Origin of the sequence: Paenarthrobacter sp. JL.01a (genome assembly GCF_025452095.1) — a bacterium.
In the GTDB taxonomy this organism is placed as follows: domain Bacteria; phylum Actinomycetota; class Actinomycetes; order Actinomycetales; family Micrococcaceae; genus Arthrobacter.
In genome coordinates this window covers 2,781,421-2,795,447 of sequence record NZ_CP104877.1, presented here as the reverse complement: position 1 = coordinate 2,795,447, position 14,027 = coordinate 2,781,421, and the positions used below count along the sequence as shown (strand labels likewise).

The 14,027-nt window shown below is 61.9% G+C and carries 13 protein-coding genes; 9 read left to right on the top strand and 4 right to left on the bottom strand.

What is annotated here, in order from left to right; translation table 11 throughout:
• Window positions 1–2: 2 nt before the first annotated feature.
• From atpA to N5P29_RS13125, 7 genes are all read left to right on the top strand, one after another.
• Entirely contained in the window at window positions 3–1,640 is a 1,638-nt protein-coding gene (gene atpA / locus N5P29_RS13155; RefSeq protein WP_262278580.1) for a F0F1 ATP synthase subunit alpha, read from the top strand.
• A 76-nt stretch (window positions 1,641–1,716) separates the two neighbouring features.
• A complete protein-coding gene (locus tag N5P29_RS13150; protein WP_262275353.1) occupies window positions 1,717–2,607 on the top strand; it encodes a F0F1 ATP synthase subunit gamma in 891 nt (296 codons plus the stop codon).
• A gap of 84 nt (window positions 2,608–2,691) precedes the next feature.
• Window positions 2,692–4,143, top strand: coding sequence for a F0F1 ATP synthase subunit beta (atpD, locus tag N5P29_RS13145; RefSeq protein ID WP_189013090.1), 1,452 nt, complete (start codon window positions 2,692–2,694; stop codon window positions 4,141–4,143).
• A 1-nt stretch (window position 4,144) separates the two neighbouring features.
• On the top strand, window positions 4,145–4,429 hold the full coding sequence (locus tag N5P29_RS13140; protein WP_018776341.1) for a F0F1 ATP synthase subunit epsilon: 285 nt from the start codon (window positions 4,145–4,147) through the stop codon (window positions 4,427–4,429).
• Between the two features lie 10 nt (window positions 4,430–4,439).
• A complete protein-coding gene (locus tag N5P29_RS13135) occupies window positions 4,440–4,871 on the top strand; it encodes a DUF2550 domain-containing protein (RefSeq protein WP_262275352.1) in 432 nt (143 codons plus the stop codon).
• A gap of 5 nt (window positions 4,872–4,876) precedes the next feature.
• Window positions 4,877–6,175 carry an alpha/beta hydrolase gene (locus N5P29_RS13130; protein WP_262275351.1) on the top strand — a complete coding sequence of 433 codons (1,299 nt, stop codon included), beginning with the start codon at window positions 4,877–4,879 and terminating at the stop codon, window positions 6,173–6,175.
• Window positions 6,172–8,673, top strand: a complete 2,502-nt coding sequence (locus N5P29_RS13125) for an MprF family protein (RefSeq protein ID WP_410007875.1) — start codon at window positions 6,172–6,174, stop codon at window positions 8,671–8,673. Before N5P29_RS13130 ends, N5P29_RS13125 begins: the two co-directional genes overlap by 4 nt.
• A gap of 186 nt (window positions 8,674–8,859) precedes the next feature.
• Here N5P29_RS13125 and N5P29_RS13120 read toward each other — a convergent pair whose 3' ends face one another.
• The 3 genes from N5P29_RS13120 to nucS all read right to left on the bottom strand — a co-directional run bounded on the left by N5P29_RS13120 (window position 8,860) and on the right by nucS (window position 11,328).
• Window positions 8,860–9,063, bottom strand: coding sequence for a cold-shock protein (locus N5P29_RS13120; protein WP_018776337.1), 204 nt, complete (start codon window positions 9,061–9,063; stop codon window positions 8,860–8,862).
• Between the two features lie 277 nt (window positions 9,064–9,340).
• A complete protein-coding gene (gene nagA / locus N5P29_RS13115) occupies window positions 9,341–10,588 on the bottom strand; it encodes an N-acetylglucosamine-6-phosphate deacetylase (protein WP_262275349.1) in 1,248 nt (415 codons plus the stop codon).
• Window positions 10,589–10,632: 44 nt separating this feature from the next.
• Entirely contained in the window at window positions 10,633–11,328 is a 696-nt protein-coding gene (nucS, locus tag N5P29_RS13110; RefSeq protein WP_262275348.1) for an endonuclease NucS, read from the bottom strand.
• A gap of 49 nt (window positions 11,329–11,377) precedes the next feature.
• Here nucS and N5P29_RS13105 point away from each other — a divergent pair, with 49 nt between their 5' ends.
• Together N5P29_RS13105 and N5P29_RS13100 are read left to right on the top strand one after the other, a co-directional pair.
• Entirely contained in the window at window positions 11,378–11,722 is a 345-nt protein-coding gene (locus N5P29_RS13105; protein WP_262275347.1) for an Rv1322 family protein, read from the top strand.
• 19 nt (window positions 11,723–11,741) lie between these two features.
• Window positions 11,742–12,536 carry an alpha/beta hydrolase gene (locus N5P29_RS13100; RefSeq protein WP_262275346.1) on the top strand — a complete coding sequence of 265 codons (795 nt, stop codon included), beginning with the start codon at window positions 11,742–11,744 and terminating at the stop codon, window positions 12,534–12,536.
• A 120-nt stretch (window positions 12,537–12,656) separates the two neighbouring features.
• On the opposite strand, the gene N5P29_RS13095 is transcribed toward N5P29_RS13100, so the two are convergent.
• Window positions 12,657–13,961, bottom strand: a complete 1,305-nt coding sequence (locus N5P29_RS13095; RefSeq protein ID WP_262275345.1) for an AI-2E family transporter — start codon at window positions 13,959–13,961, stop codon at window positions 12,657–12,659.
• Window positions 13,962–14,027: the final 66 nt, after the last annotated feature.

Below are 14,027 nucleotides of genomic sequence, written 5' to 3'. Positions count from 1 at the left end.
AGATGGCCGAATTGACCATCAACGCCGACGACGTCCGTAATGCGTTGAACGAGTTCGCGGCGTCCTACGAACCCGGTAACGCAGAGCGCGTAGAGGTTGGTCGTGTGACCACCGCAAGTGACGGCATCGCCCGTGTTGAGGGTCTTCCCTCGGTCATGGCGAACGAGCTGCTTCGCTTCGAAGATGGCACGCTGGGCCTGGCCCAGAACCTTGACGTCCGCGAGATCGGTGTCATTATCCTCGGTGACTTCACCGGTATTGAAGAAGGCCAGGAAGTTCACCGCACCGGTGAGATCCTGTCCGTTCCGGTGGGCGACGCCTTCCTGGGTCGCGTTGTTGACCCCCTGGGCCAGCCCATCGACGACCTTGGCGAGATCAAGGCCGAAACCACCCGTGCACTGGAACTCCAGGCTCCGGGCGTTACCGAACGCAAGTCGGTCCACGAACCGATGCAGACCGGCCTCAAGGCTATCGACGCCATGATCCCGATCGGCCGTGGCCAGCGTCAGCTGATCATTGGTGACCGTCAGACCGGTAAGACCGCAATCGCCGTCGACACCATCATCAACCAGAAGGCCAACTGGGCTTCGGGAGATGTCACCAAGCAGGTACGTTGCGTCTACGTTGGTGTTGGCCAGAAGGCTTCCACCATCGCATCCGTCCGCCAGACCCTTGAGGACCACGGCGCACTGGAGTACACCACCATCGTGGCGTCCCCGGCTTCTGACCCCGCCGGCTTCAAGTACCTCGCACCGTACGCCGGTTCGGCCATCGGCCAGCACTGGATGTACGGCGGCAAGCACGTTCTGGTGATCTTCGATGACCTGTCCAAGCAGGCTGAAGCTTACCGCGCCGTGTCCCTGTTGCTGCGCCGTCCGCCGGGACGCGAAGCATACCCGGGTGACGTCTTCTACTTGCACTCCCGCCTGTTGGAGCGTTGTGCCAAGCTCTCCGACGAGCTCGGTGCAGGTTCGATGACCGGTCTGCCGATCGTCGAGACCAAGGCAAACGACGTTTCGGCCTACATCCCGACCAACGTGATCTCCATTACCGATGGCCAGATCTTCCTCCAGTCGGACCTCTTCAACGCCAACCAGCGCCCCGCTGTTGACGTTGGTGTGTCCGTCTCCCGCGTTGGTGGCGCCGCCCAGGTCAAGTCCATGAAGAAGGTCTCCGGTACGTTGAAGCTGGACCTGGCCCAGTACCGCGACATGCAGGCGTTCGCAATGTTCGCCTCCGACCTTGACGCTGCTTCCCGTCAGCAGCTGACCCGTGGTGCACGCCTGATGGAACTGCTCAAGCAGGGCCAGTACTCACCGTTCCCGGTCGAGAACCAGGTTGTTTCCATCTGGGCCGGTACCAACGGTTACCTGGACGACGTTCCGGTTGAAGACATCAGCCGCTTCGAGTCCGAGTTCCTGGAGCACCTCACGCACAAGTCCTCCATCCTGACCACGCTGGCACAGACCAACGTCCTGGATGACGACACCGTTGCGGCTTTGAAGGAAGCAATCGTCTCCTTCAAGAAGGGCTTCTTCGGCGAAGGTGACAACCGCCTGGTTGGTGCCGGCCACGAAGAGCACGCAGCGATCTCCGGCGGCGACGTCGACCAGGAAAAGATCGTCAAGCAGAAGCGCTAGTTCCGAAAACCTGCCCTGCCGGGGTCCGCAAGGGCCCCGGCAGGGCAGCACATCGGGAACTTAGGAAAGGATAAGTATGGGAGCCCAGATTCGGGTCTACCGTCAGAAGATCAGCTCGACGACGTCGATGCGCAAGATCTTCAAGGCGATGGAACTGATCGCTACCTCGCGCATTGGTAAGGCCCGCGCCCGCGTAGCAGCTTCACTGCCCTACGCGAACGCGATTACCCGCGCCGTTTCTGCTGTCGCAACTCAGAGCGAAATCGACCACCCGCTGACCACCGAGCCGGAGCAGATCCGCCGTGCCGCAGTCCTGATCATCACTTCGGACCGCGGCCTTGCAGGATCCTACTCGGCCAGTGTGCTCAAGCAGGCTGAAGGTCTCACCGAGCTTCTTCACGCAGAAGGCAAGGAAGTCAAGGCGTACCTGGTTGGCCGCAAGGCGCAGGCGTACTTCGATTTCCGCAACCGGTCTTACGCCCGCGTATGGACCGGCGGCACGGATGCACCGGAATTCGAAACCGCGCAGGAAGTCGGAGCTGCTCTTCTTGAAGACTTCTCCACCGATTATGAAGAGGGTGGCGTGGACGAAATCCACGTCGTCTACACCCGCTTCAAGTCCATGGTGACGCAGGAGCCCACGGTTATCCGTTTGCTCCCGCTGGAGGTCGTCGAAGAGGAAGCAGCCTCGGAAACCGAGCTGCTGCCGTTGTACGAATTCGAACCGGAAACGGAGCAGGTCCTCGACGCCCTGCTTCCGCGTTACATCGAGTCCCGCATCTTCGCGGCGATGCTGCAGGCTGCTGCTTCCGAGCTCGCAGCACGCCAGCGTGCCATGAAGTCGGCCGGTGACAACGCTACGGAACTGATCAAGAAGTACACGCGCCTTCGCAACACGGCCCGCCAGGCCGAGATTACGCAGGAGCTTTCCGAAATCGTGGCCGGCGCCGACGCACTCGCGTCCTAGCCTGCAACGGATTCGGTTCCAAGCTGCACCTGCAATAAACAGATAAACTTAACCCCACGCCATCTACTGAGTGAAGTGAGAGAGATGACTGCCACTGCTACCGAACACGTAGCAACGGCCGGTGCCACCGGCCGCATTGCCCGTGTTATTGGTCCGGTTGTCGACGTCGAATTCCCGGCTGACGCAATCCCCTCGATTTACAACGCCCTGACCACTGAGATCACCCTCAACGGCCAGACCAAGACCATCACGTTCGAGACCTCCCAGCACCTGGGTGACAATCTCGTCCGCGCCATCTCCCTGCAGGCAACCGACGGACTTGTCCGCGGCACCACTGTCCAGGACACCGGCGCTCCGATCTCCGTGCCCGTCGGCGACGGCGTCAAGGGCCACATCTTCAACGTCCTCGGCAAGCCCCTGGATGTCGAAGAGTCTGAGATCAAGGCTGACGCCTACTGGCCGATTCACCGCAAGGCTCCGAGCTTTGCTTCCCTCGAGGGCTCCACTGAGATGCTCGAGACCGGAATCAAGGTCATCGACCTTCTCACCCCGTACATCAAGGGTGGAAAGATCGGCCTGTTCGGCGGCGCCGGCGTTGGCAAGACCGTTCTGATCCAGGAAATGATCACCCGTGTTGCCCGTAACTTCGGTGGTACTTCGGTATTCGCCGGTGTTGGCGAGCGTACCCGTGAAGGTAACGACCTCTGGGTTGAAATGGAAGAGGCCGGCGTTCTGAAGGACACCGCCCTTGTCTTCGGCCAGATGGATGAGCCGCCGGGAACGCGTCTTCGCGTGGCCCTGTCCGCACTGACCATGGCGGAGTACTTCCGCGATGTCCAGAACCAGGACGTGCTGCTCTTCATCGACAACATCTTCCGCTTCACGCAGGCAGGTTCGGAAGTTTCCACGCTGCTCGGCCGTATGCCGTCCGCCGTGGGCTACCAGCCCAACCTTGCTGACGAGATGGGTCTGCTCCAGGAGCGCATCACCTCCACCAAGGGTCACTCCATCACGTCGATGCAGGCCATCTACGTGCCTGCTGATGACTACACCGACCCGGCTCCGGCCACGACCTTCGCACACCTCGACGCGACCACGGAACTTTCCCGTGAAATCGCCTCCCGTGGTCTGTACCCGGCCGTTGACCCGCTGACGTCGACCTCCCGTATCCTGGACCCCCAGTACATCGGCAAGGACCACTACAACACGGCTGTCCGTGTTAAGCAGATCCTGCAGAAGAACAAGGAACTCCAGGACATCATCGCCATCCTCGGTGTCGATGAACTTTCTGAAGAGGACAAGATTGTCGTGTCGCGTGCACGTCGTATCCAGCAGTTCCTCTCCCAGAACACCTACACCGCAAAGCAGTTCACCGGCGTCGAAGGCTCCACCGTGTCCATCAAGGACACTGTTGAAGGCTTCACCGCTATTTGCGACGGCGAGCTGGACCACATCGCAGAGCAGGCGTTCTTCAACGTCGGCGGCCTGGATGACGTCGAGCGTAACTGGGCCAAGATCCAAGAACAGACCAAGTAATATGGCTGAGCTCGAGGTTGAGATTGTCGCGGCGGACCACTTCGTGTGGTCCGGAGCGGCCAAGATGGTGAAGGCCCGCACCAGCGATGGTGAAATCGGAATCCTGCCGGGCCACTCGCCCCTGTTGGCCATCATGGCCGAGGGCGAGCTGGCAATCCAGCCGGTTTCCGGTGACCGGATTGCAGTAGTTGTCGACGGCGGGTTCTTCTCCGTGGACAACGACCGCGTGGTCATTGTTGCTGACAACGCCAAATTGGGCGAAGCGGCTACAGCGGGGATCCGATAGCACGACCTTGATGGACGATTCCCTTATTCCGTTCATCGCCTTGGCAACAGCGTTCACGTTGCTGATCATTTCACTGTGCCTTCTGGGGGTGCGCCGCTTCAATCTGCGGCGCGCCCTCGGCACGATCGACGCCTCCATTTGCACGGCTGGAAACAGCTGGCAGATGGGGGTTTGTCGTTATCAGGACAATGATCTTGAGTGGTTCCGCTTGATGTCCCTGAGCGTTGTTCCCAAATACAGATTCAAACGCAGCTCGCTGGAATTGCTGGGCCGCCGCCAACCGACTGAGGAAGAACTCGTCCGGGTGCAGCCTGGCGTCGTGGTGGTCGAACTGCAATACGAAGGCAAGAAGTTCATGCTGGCCATGAACTTTGATGCCTATGCCGGGCTCTCCTCCTGGCTGGAGGCCGGGCCGGTTATCGGCGTCGGTACCTGGCGTTAGGCGTTATGGACTTCCTTTCGGACGTCAGCCTTGTGTCCGGGCCGTTCCTCTGGTTCAGCATTGCCTGCGGGATCGTTGGGGGAGCGTACCTCCTCTGGCGACGACGACTGTCCTGGTTACTGGTGGTTGTGGGCTCCTTGCTGACAGCCATCGCCGTGGTCGCCTTGGTGCACTGGATCCTGGTGGACCTCATGGCTGTCTTCTCGGAGAACCTGCCTTTCGAGACCTTGGCGTGGACAGTGCCTGCCGTAGCAGCCATTTTGCTCGGTGCTGCACGTATTCGCCGCAATTCCGCCAAAGGTCGCTTGCTGAGCGTGACGGCCATGCTGGGAGTGATCCTGCTCTGCATGGTGCAAGTGAACCTGTATTTCGGATTGAACAACACCGTGGCTGACCTCCTGGGCACCGCTGTGGCACGGATCCAGCCGCTTGAACAGAGCCTCAAGCGCCCAGCAAGGCCCACTCCGGCTCCTCTGCCGTCGGCGTGGAAGGCTCCTGAATCCATGCCGCAGTATGGCATTCTGCGAAAGGCCACGATCCCCGGGACAGTATCCGGTTTCACTTCCCGGGATGCATTCATCTACTTCCCGCCTGCTTATCAGACTGAGCTCCGGCCCAGCTTGCCGGTGCTCGTGCTTTTCGCAGGGCAACCCGGAGCACCGGCCGACTGGTTGACCGGAGGAAGACTTCGGGCCCAACTCGACCATTTCGCCCAAGCCCATGGCGGAATTGCGCCAGTGACCGTGGTGGTTGATCCGAATGGATCCGGCAACGCCAATACCCTGTGCATGGACAGCCGGATCGCGCCGGCAGACACTTACCTGTCGCAAGATGTCCCCGCGTGGATCTCCGACACCCTGGACGTCTCCACCGATCACAAGCAGTGGGCTGTGGGCGGCTTCTCGTTTGGCGGTACGTGTGCCCTGCAGATGGGAACCGCGCACCCTGAGATCTTTCCTTCAGTGCTCGCCTTTTCCGCCGAGCGTGAACCTGCCCTCGCCAAGGACAGGAACAAAACCATCGGGGACTCGTTCGACGGCGATGTCGCAGCCTTCGAATCAAGGACGCCTTTGGTGTTGATGCGGGGCCGTAACTTCGCCGGCAGTGGCGTCTACTTCGCGGCCGGTGAAACGGACAACGAATTCATTAACTACATGCACGAACTTGGCGAAGCCGCCAGGAAAGCGGGTTTCCAGACCGAGGAGCACACGATCCGCAAGGCCGGGCATTCCTGGGACGCTGTGGTGAAGGGAATGCCGGAAGGCCTCGATTTCCTGGCCGGTCGATGGGGGCTTCCGAAATGAGCCTGGCAGTAAAGGGTGTCGTCCTGCCCGCGTTGAGGCAAACCGGACAGCATGTGCGGGCCACCCCCTTCACCGTCACCGTTCTGGGATTGTTCGTTGCCGTATCAATCATCTCCGGCAGCTTTGTCGCCGGTCCCCCAGATGGTTGGCTGCGGGTGGCTGGTGTGAGCCTGGCTGGTCTTAAGGCCGGTGACTGGTGGTCGATCTGGACATCGCTGTTCTTCACCACCAACCCCTCGGCCTATGTCACCGCCGTGCTGATGATCCTGTTTCTCCTGGGACTGGCCGAACGGCGCTTCGGATCGCTGAAGACAGCCGCGGTGTTCTTTGGCAGCCAGTTTGCCGCGGTTTCGGCATTCCTGCTGGTCACCCAGATAGCGAAGGCCTCCGACGACGGTTGGCTGGCCCGCATGGGTGAAACGCCCCTGATTGGGCCGTACGCCGCCATCCTGTCCACATGTTTGGCGGCCAGCGCACTCCTGCCAATGCTGTGGCAACGACGCCTGCGCACAGTGGCTGTGTCGATCTCCCTGCTCCTGCTGCTGTACGTCGGCCACGCCGAGACGGTGATGGGCTTCCTTGGAGCATTGATCGGCTTGGCGGCCGGTTGGTGGACACAAAGCAGCCAGGGCCATCTCCACCTGCACAGGTCAACGGGCAGGGAAGTACGGAACCTGTTGTCCTTGACCATGGCAATCTTCGCCGTTGGACCCATCGTGACAGCCGCTGCGAAGAGCCCCTCGGGTCCGCTCGCTTTGCTGCGGGACGTCATTCTGAATCCAATACCCACGTTGGGCCAGCTTGAGAGCAATTGCGGCGGCAGCATCGATGTCTCATGCCTGGAGGTTGGACGGCAGGGCTACACCGGTCCCTTCGGCCTGGCCCTTGCCGTGGTGCCTGTAGCGCTGCTCTTGATCTGTGCCGACGGAATGCGCAGGGGGCGCCGGCTCGCCCTGGGGATCGCCATAGGCGTGCAGTTGGTGGTGGTCGCCCTTTCGGCAATCTACCTCGGTCTTTTTGCCAACATCCCGAGGCCGCAGGGGCGTTCCCATGTGGGGATGATGAACTCCGCCGTGGTCCACCTTATTCCGCTGGTGCTGGTTCCCCTCGTCCTGGCGGTACTGCTCTTTGTCTATCGGGGCCACTTCCGGGTTGTTTCCTCGGACCGTCTCCGGCGCCGGGTGTTTTGGCTTGTTGGTCTGACCGGCGCAGGACTTGGTATCGCCTACTGCATCGTCTGGTTCTCCTCCGGGGGCATGTCGAGGGATGGCGGGCTGCTCGGCCTCGCAGCGGAACTTGCCCGGCAATACCTCCCTGTACCGCTCCCGGGTTCCTACCGGAAGGTCTTTGCCGAGCGTGACGTCCTGGAAGGCTTCCTTTTCTCCTATTCCGGCACCGTGTTCTGGCTGGTGGCGCTGGTGGGCGTATGGATACTTTTCGTCCGTGGGCACCACACGGGCGGCCGCGACCACCAGGCGCGCGAACGTGCCCGGACCCTGGTGAAGTCCGGTGGCGACTCCTTGTCCTGGATGGCGCTGTGGGAGCCGAACAAGTATTGGTTCGCTCCCGGGCACGAGGGGGGAGTGGCGTACCAGCAGCACGGGCATGTGGCGCTGACAATGGCGGGTCCCATCGGGCCGAAAGAGAATCACGTGGCAACAGCCGCCGGTTTCCTCGGGCATTGCTCCGAACATGCGTTGATCCCGTGTTTGTACTCTTGCACGGATGAACTCTGGCCGATGCTGCAGGGGCGGGGCTTCCACCGCGTGGCAGTAGCCCAGGAAACACGCCTGCGCATCCGCGGCCTGGAATTCAGGGGCAAGGAATGGCAGAACGTCAGGACCTCGCTCAACCGCGCGGCCAAACTGGGGGTCACGGCCCGATGGGACACGTTCTCCGGGCTGCCTCACGGCATCCGCGCCCAAATAAGTGAGGTGTCGGAGGAATGGGCAGCGCAGAAAACGATTCCGGAGATGGGTTTCACCTTGGGCGGCCTGGATGAACTCGAAGATGACGAAGTGTTGTGCGGCGTAGCAGTCGATGAGGCCGGCTTCGTCCATGGCGTGACCAGCTGGCTCCCTGTCTTCGAAGACGGCAAGGTGGTCAGCTGGACGCTGGACTTCATGCGGAGGCGTGGGGATGCCTTCCCTGGAGTAATGGAATTCCTGATCGCCTCGGCTGTTCTCCACCTGCGGGAATCCGTGGAGGTGATCTCTTTGTCGGGATCGCCGCTTGCCCAGGAGAAGGGTGAGATTGAACAGCAAGCCAAGGGCTTGGCAGGTTTGCTGGATGTCGTAGGCCAGGCCCTGGAACCCGTTTATGGTTTTAGGTCCTTGGCCTCCTTTAAGTCGCGATTCCAACCCGAGTACCGGACCTTGTACATGTATTACCAGGATCCACTGCATCTTCCGGCAATGGGGCGCGCCCTCAGCCGCGCTTACCTCCCGGGGCTGTCAGTTCGTCATTCCGCCAGGCTGCTTCGGACTTTGGTTGGTTGAATTGTCAATGCTTTTATGAGCAGGCATTTCTTCGTGTTTAGTAACAGTCGCAATCTGAATGTGACAGAGCGGGCCGCATAAACGAACTTCCCGTCCTTAAACACCTTGACCCCGGCTCGGAAGCCGGGGTCAAGGTGTTTGTCCCTTCCGCGCCATATGGAATCAACGCAGAATCAACGGGTAAGGCTAGACGACGGTAACGCCGGTGGCCTGGGGGCCCTTGGCACCCTGGCCGATCTCGAACTGAACGCGCTGGTTCTCATCGAGGGTCTTGAATCCACCGGTCTGGATCTCGGAGTAGTGAACGAAGACGTCCCCATCCGAGTCGTCCGGGGTAATGAAGCCGAAGCCCTTTTCAGCGTTGAACCACTTTACGGTTCCCAGTGCCATGTATATCTCCTCATTATGGAACTTCAGTCCGATACACTTCGTACCGGCTTTGTTACTCCGCGAGAAGACCTGAATTCCCTTCCAGATGACCTGGTTGGATTCGCAGGAGCTTCACGCTCGCAACTCGTCTTGCGAGCATGAAAACCACCTACACAAAGACTGCTACAACACTTTCATGTGCTCTGCCGGAGGTCAACGGTGTTTTGGGCAATTCGAGAAAAATTTAGGTAAAAAGAAGGTAACGCGGCACGCCCGGCAATTGCACGGAAGCGCTTGGCTAGGACAGCCATTGCCCATTGCGCATGACGCCGGTGAGTTCCAGGTCTTCATTGGTAAGAACGACGTCGGCGCGCAGTCCGCGTCGTAGGCCACCTATTTCGTCGGAAAGGCCAAGCACGGCCGCCGGAACCGCCGTTGCGGAACAAACGACGTCGGGAAGCGCGACGCCGGCAGCCACCGTCTTCCGGACGACGTCCAGGAGGGTGTCGGTGCCGCCCGCGATCGATCCCGTGGCATCCAGCGTGGCTACGCCGTTGCTGACCGTCACCGGGGAAGGGCCCAGCATGTAGTTGCCATCAGACAATCCGGCCGCGGCCATGGAATCGGTCACCAGGACGATGTTGCTTGCACCGACCAACTGGAACACGGTGGCGACCGTGCTGGGTGCCAGATGGGTACCGTCCGCGATGAGTTCCACTACCGCCTTGCCTTCCTGCGCCATGCGCAAGCAGGCGGCGACAGGCCCGGGCGAGCGGTGGTGAAGGGGAGGCATCCCATTGAAAAGGTGCGTGACGGTCGGAAGCGAGCTGACGCCGTCGAACCCTGCTGACTCAAGTCCTTCACGGGCGGCGGCCAGCGACGCTGCCGCCGTGGCGTCGTCGCAATCCGTGTGGCCCAACGAGGGCGTGACGCCATGGGAGGTCATGAGGTCCACCAGGGCAGCGGCGCCCGGGAGCTCCGGCGCGTACGTCATGGTGGCCAGCTTGCCCCCGGCGGCGCCGACCAACTCGGTCATGAGGTCCAGATCCGGCTCAAGCAGGTAGTCCGGATTCTGCGCCCCGCAGCGGGCATGGGAGAGGAACGGGCCCTCAAGGTGGATTCCGGCTACGAGTCCTTCCTCCACCAGCTTCACGTAGAGCTCTATGCCGCGAAGGAGGTCTTCCCGCGGCGCGGTGACCATGCTGGCGAGGAAGGTTGTGGTTCCGGAGCGGTGCAGGAACTCGACGGCTTTGCGCGCGGAGCTTTCTTCGCCGCCGGGGAAATCGCCTCCGTTGCCGCCGTGGCAATGCACGTCCACCAGCCCGGGGATCAAGTAGCTCCCGCTCGGGACGCCGAGACGGATCGCCCCCTCAAAGCCGTCGAAAGCCTCGGGGTCGAAGTCCGCGGCTGGACCCGCGTAGGCAATCCGGTCGCCGTCGATGGCCAGCAGGCCGTCTTCGATCACCTCACCGTCGGTGACAAGCGTTCCTTTGATGATCTGATGGCTTGGCGCGGACGAGGAAGCGAAACGGGTTTCGGCAGTCATGTTTCTGATTCTAGTGGCCTGCGGCACACTGGCCGCCGGAGGCCTCAGAAGAGGCGGGACTCGCTGTCATCCACTCCGCGCATGGCGTCATAATCCAGGGTGACGCAATCGATTCCGCGGTCATTTGCCAGAACTTTGGCCTGGGGCTTGATTTGCTGTGCTGCGAAAATGCCCCGCACGGGCGCCAGCAGGGGGTCGCGGTTCAGCAACTCGAGGTACCGGGTCAGTTGTTCGACGCCGTCGATGTCACCACGGCGCTTGAGTTCGACGGCGACGGTGCCGCCGCTGGCGTCGCGGGCCAGGATGTCCACGGGGCCGATGGCCGTGAAGTACTCGCGGCGGATCAGCGAGTAGCCCGGGCCCAGTGTCTCGATCTGCTCGGCCAGCAGGCGCTGTAGGTCCGCTTCCACTCCATCCTTGATCAGGCCAGGGTCGATGCCGAGATCATGGGAGGTGTCGTGGAGTTGTTCGTAGATGTTGATGATGAGGCGGTCATCGGTCTTGGCCGATTGCACTGTCCACTGTTCCACCACGCCCTCTTCGACGTCGGTCTCCTCCGGGGTGGTCACCCGCAAGGTGGCAGGCGGGCTCATCCAGTTCAGCGGCTTGTAGGAGCCGCCGTCGGAGTGCACCAGCACCGAGCCGTCGGCTTTGACCAGCAGCAGTCTGGTGGCGAGGGGGAGGTGGGCCTTGAGCCGGCCTACATAATCAACAGAACAACGGGCTATCACGAGTCGCACCCGCCCCACATTACCGTCTGGGTCCGGTGGTTTGGGGCAGAATGGAGGTATGCCCCGCTCCAACCGTCCCCGCCGCAACGCGTCCAGCGCACGCTCGGGCAACGCTGCAGGCAAGTGGAGCGAACCGGTGCCAGAGCTTGACCTGGAGCGGGCCCGTGCAGGAATTGCCCGCAGGGAGAGCGCTCCGGACGGTGACTGGATGGTCCGGACCATGACGGCCAAGAAAGCCGAAAAACAATACATCTGCCCGGGTTGCTCCACGGCAATCCTGCCGGGCATCGCGCATTTGGTGGTGTGGTCCGACAACCACCTGTTCGGGCCGGCCGCCGGATTGGCAGAGCGTCGCCACTGGCACACCAACTGCTGGACCTCGCGGACCTACCGCTACCGCTGATGCGCTTAGGCTAGGAAGCATGACTTTCGACCCCGCCTCGTTCGTTTTCACCCCGCAGGACGCGCCCTCGGAGATCCGTGCCTCAACGGTGCTTCCGGCCAAGCGCGAGAATGTGGAGATCACCACGGAGGACGGCAAGGTCCTGGTGGGCGAGCTTGCGCTTCCCGAATCCGGTGAGGTCACGGCAACCCTGATCACCCTCCACCCGCTGCCGACCCACGGCGGATTCATGGATTCCCATGTGTACCGCAAGGCGTCCTACAGGCTCCCCGCACTCTCCGGCGTCGCGGTCCTTCGCTTCAATACCAGGGGAACGTCCTCTCCGCGCGGCACCAGCGATGGGCAGTTCGAAGAGGGGATCGGTGAGCGCTACGACGTCGAGGCGGCTGTGCGTTTCGCAGTTGGTCGGGGCCTGCCCAACCGCTGGCTGGTGGGATGGTCCTTTGGAACGGAACTTGCGCTGATGTATGGCGCTGTGGAGCCTGTGGCGAGCCAGATTGAGGGAGCCGTGCTCCTGTCCCCGCCGCTGCACCGGGCCACGGACGTCCACCTCAAGGAATGGGCCGGTTCCGGCAAGCCGCTGACGGTTTTGGTGCCCGAGCATGATGACTACCTGCAGCCGGAGGAAGCCGCCCGGCGGTTCAGCCTGGTTCCGCAAGCCCGGGTTGTCGGCGTCGACGGCGCGAAGCACCTGTGGGTGGGGGAGAAGTACGCGGCGCGGGTCCTTGACGAAATCGTCGACGACGTAACTCCCGCAGGTGCCGGCGTCGACGGCCTGCCACGCCAGTGGGCGGGACCGGTAGCCAGCGCCTGACCAGTAGTCACTACCCAACCCCCACCCCGGAGTTTTTGTACAGATAATGCCCCTAAACGCGTCGTTTAGGGGCATTATCTGTACAAAAACTCCCTAGGGGAGGGAGCGTCGGGGACGGGGTCAGTGCCTGTCTTGCCGGACGATGAAGACTTCCTTGATCAGCAACATGATGGCCGCGGCGGTCGGGATGGCAATAAGCGCTCCCAGCACGCCCAGGAGGCTGCCGCCGGCAATGACGGAGATGACCGCGACGGCGCCCGGCACCGCCACGGCGCGCTGCATGATGCGCGGCGAGATGAAGTAGGCCTCGAACTGGAGGTAGGCGAAGTAGGCGATCGCGTAGACGACGGCGGTCTGCCAGCCTGCCGTGAGGGCAACCAGGATGACGACTACCGCCGCGATCATTCCGCCCACCAAGGGGATGAAGGCCAAGAGTGCCACGACGAAGGCCAGCAGGACGCTGAACGGGATGCCCAGGATGGTCATGACGATGAAGGCGAAGACAGCGTTCAGCAAGGCAACGCACGCCTGGCCGATCACGTAGTTGCCCACGGAATCGGTGATCGCCTCTGACAGGGCTTCGACCCTGGGCCGGCGTGAACGGGGAGCAAGCCGGTAAGCCCACTTCTTCATCGACGGCAGTGCCGCCAGGAAGTACAGGCTCAGGACAAGGACGATCAGCGAGCCGAACAGGCCGTTGGCCACGGTGGACCCGAAGCCAACGACACCGCCGAAGATGCCACCCATGGTTTCGGGATCCTTGACGAATTTGTCGAGCTCCGTGGTGATGCGCTCGCGCACGCCAAACTGGCTGTCCACGGTGCGGAAGAAGTCTGAGTCAAGGAAGTTCCGGATCCAGTCCGGGGCTTGCCGCACGATCTCCGAGACCTGTTCAACAATGGTGGGAATCAGGGTTGCGAAGAAACCCGCCACTGCCAGTACCAGTGCTGAGACGGAAATCAGGATGCCCGCGGGCCGCGGGACCTTGTGGGCCTCGAGCCAGCGGACCACGGGATCAAGTCCCAACGCAATGAAAAGGGCGGCAACGATCCACAGGATGAGCTGCGTGGTGTTGCTGGCAATGTAGAACACGGCCAGCGCCACTCCGACACCGGCGGTGCCCATGAAGCCGACATAGAGGGGGTGCTGTGATGACATCCGGGGACCGGGAGCGCCAAAGCCGTGATCGTCCTCCGGGCGGAAGCCATCCCGACCGGCGTCGCTGTCGTCCTCCGGCGGCATCTCGAAGCGGACGCGGTTGCGGGCGCCGGGGATAGGCTGCCTGAGTCGGCGGCTGATGGCGGCAAGCCGTCCGGTCCGGACTGGAACAGCGGCGGCAGACCCCTCCGACGAGGCATCCACAGCGGCCGGTCCGGCAGCGGACGCCGGCTCATCGACGGGACGGGACTCCATGTGGTCTTTCACAGGGTTGTACAGCCTTTTCATTGGTGGTGCAGGGTCAATTCAGGCTCATTACTGCCCGGATATCAT

Excerpts from the sequence above, each read along its gene's own strand:
- atpA (WP_262278580.1), top strand. The coding sequence starts at position 3 with ATGGCCGAATTGACCATCAACGCCGACGACGTCCGTAATGCGTTGAAC.
- N5P29_RS13150 (WP_262275353.1), top strand. The coding sequence starts at position 1,717 with ATGGGAGCCCAGATTCGGGTCTACCGTCAGAAGATCAGCTCGACGACG.
- atpD (WP_189013090.1), top strand. The coding sequence starts at position 2,692 with ATGACTGCCACTGCTACCGAACACGTAGCAACGGCCGGTGCCACCGGC.
- N5P29_RS13140 (WP_018776341.1), top strand. The coding sequence starts at position 4,145 with ATGGCTGAGCTCGAGGTTGAGATTGTCGCGGCGGACCACTTCGTGTGG.
- N5P29_RS13135 (WP_262275352.1), top strand. The coding sequence starts at position 4,440 with ATGGACGATTCCCTTATTCCGTTCATCGCCTTGGCAACAGCGTTCACG.
- N5P29_RS13130 (WP_262275351.1), top strand. The coding sequence starts at position 4,877 with ATGGACTTCCTTTCGGACGTCAGCCTTGTGTCCGGGCCGTTCCTCTGG.
- N5P29_RS13125 (WP_410007875.1), top strand. The coding sequence starts at position 6,172 with ATGAGCCTGGCAGTAAAGGGTGTCGTCCTGCCCGCGTTGAGGCAAACC.
- N5P29_RS13120 (WP_018776337.1), bottom strand. The coding sequence starts at position 9,063 with ATGGCACTGGGAACCGTAAAGTGGTTCAACGCTGAAAAGGGCTTCGGC.
- nagA (WP_262275349.1), bottom strand. The coding sequence starts at position 10,588 with ATGACTGCCGAAACCCGTTTCGCTTCCTCGTCCGCGCCAAGCCATCAG.
- N5P29_RS13105 (WP_262275347.1), top strand. The coding sequence starts at position 11,378 with ATGCCCCGCTCCAACCGTCCCCGCCGCAACGCGTCCAGCGCACGCTCG.
- N5P29_RS13100 (WP_262275346.1), top strand. The coding sequence starts at position 11,742 with ATGACTTTCGACCCCGCCTCGTTCGTTTTCACCCCGCAGGACGCGCCC.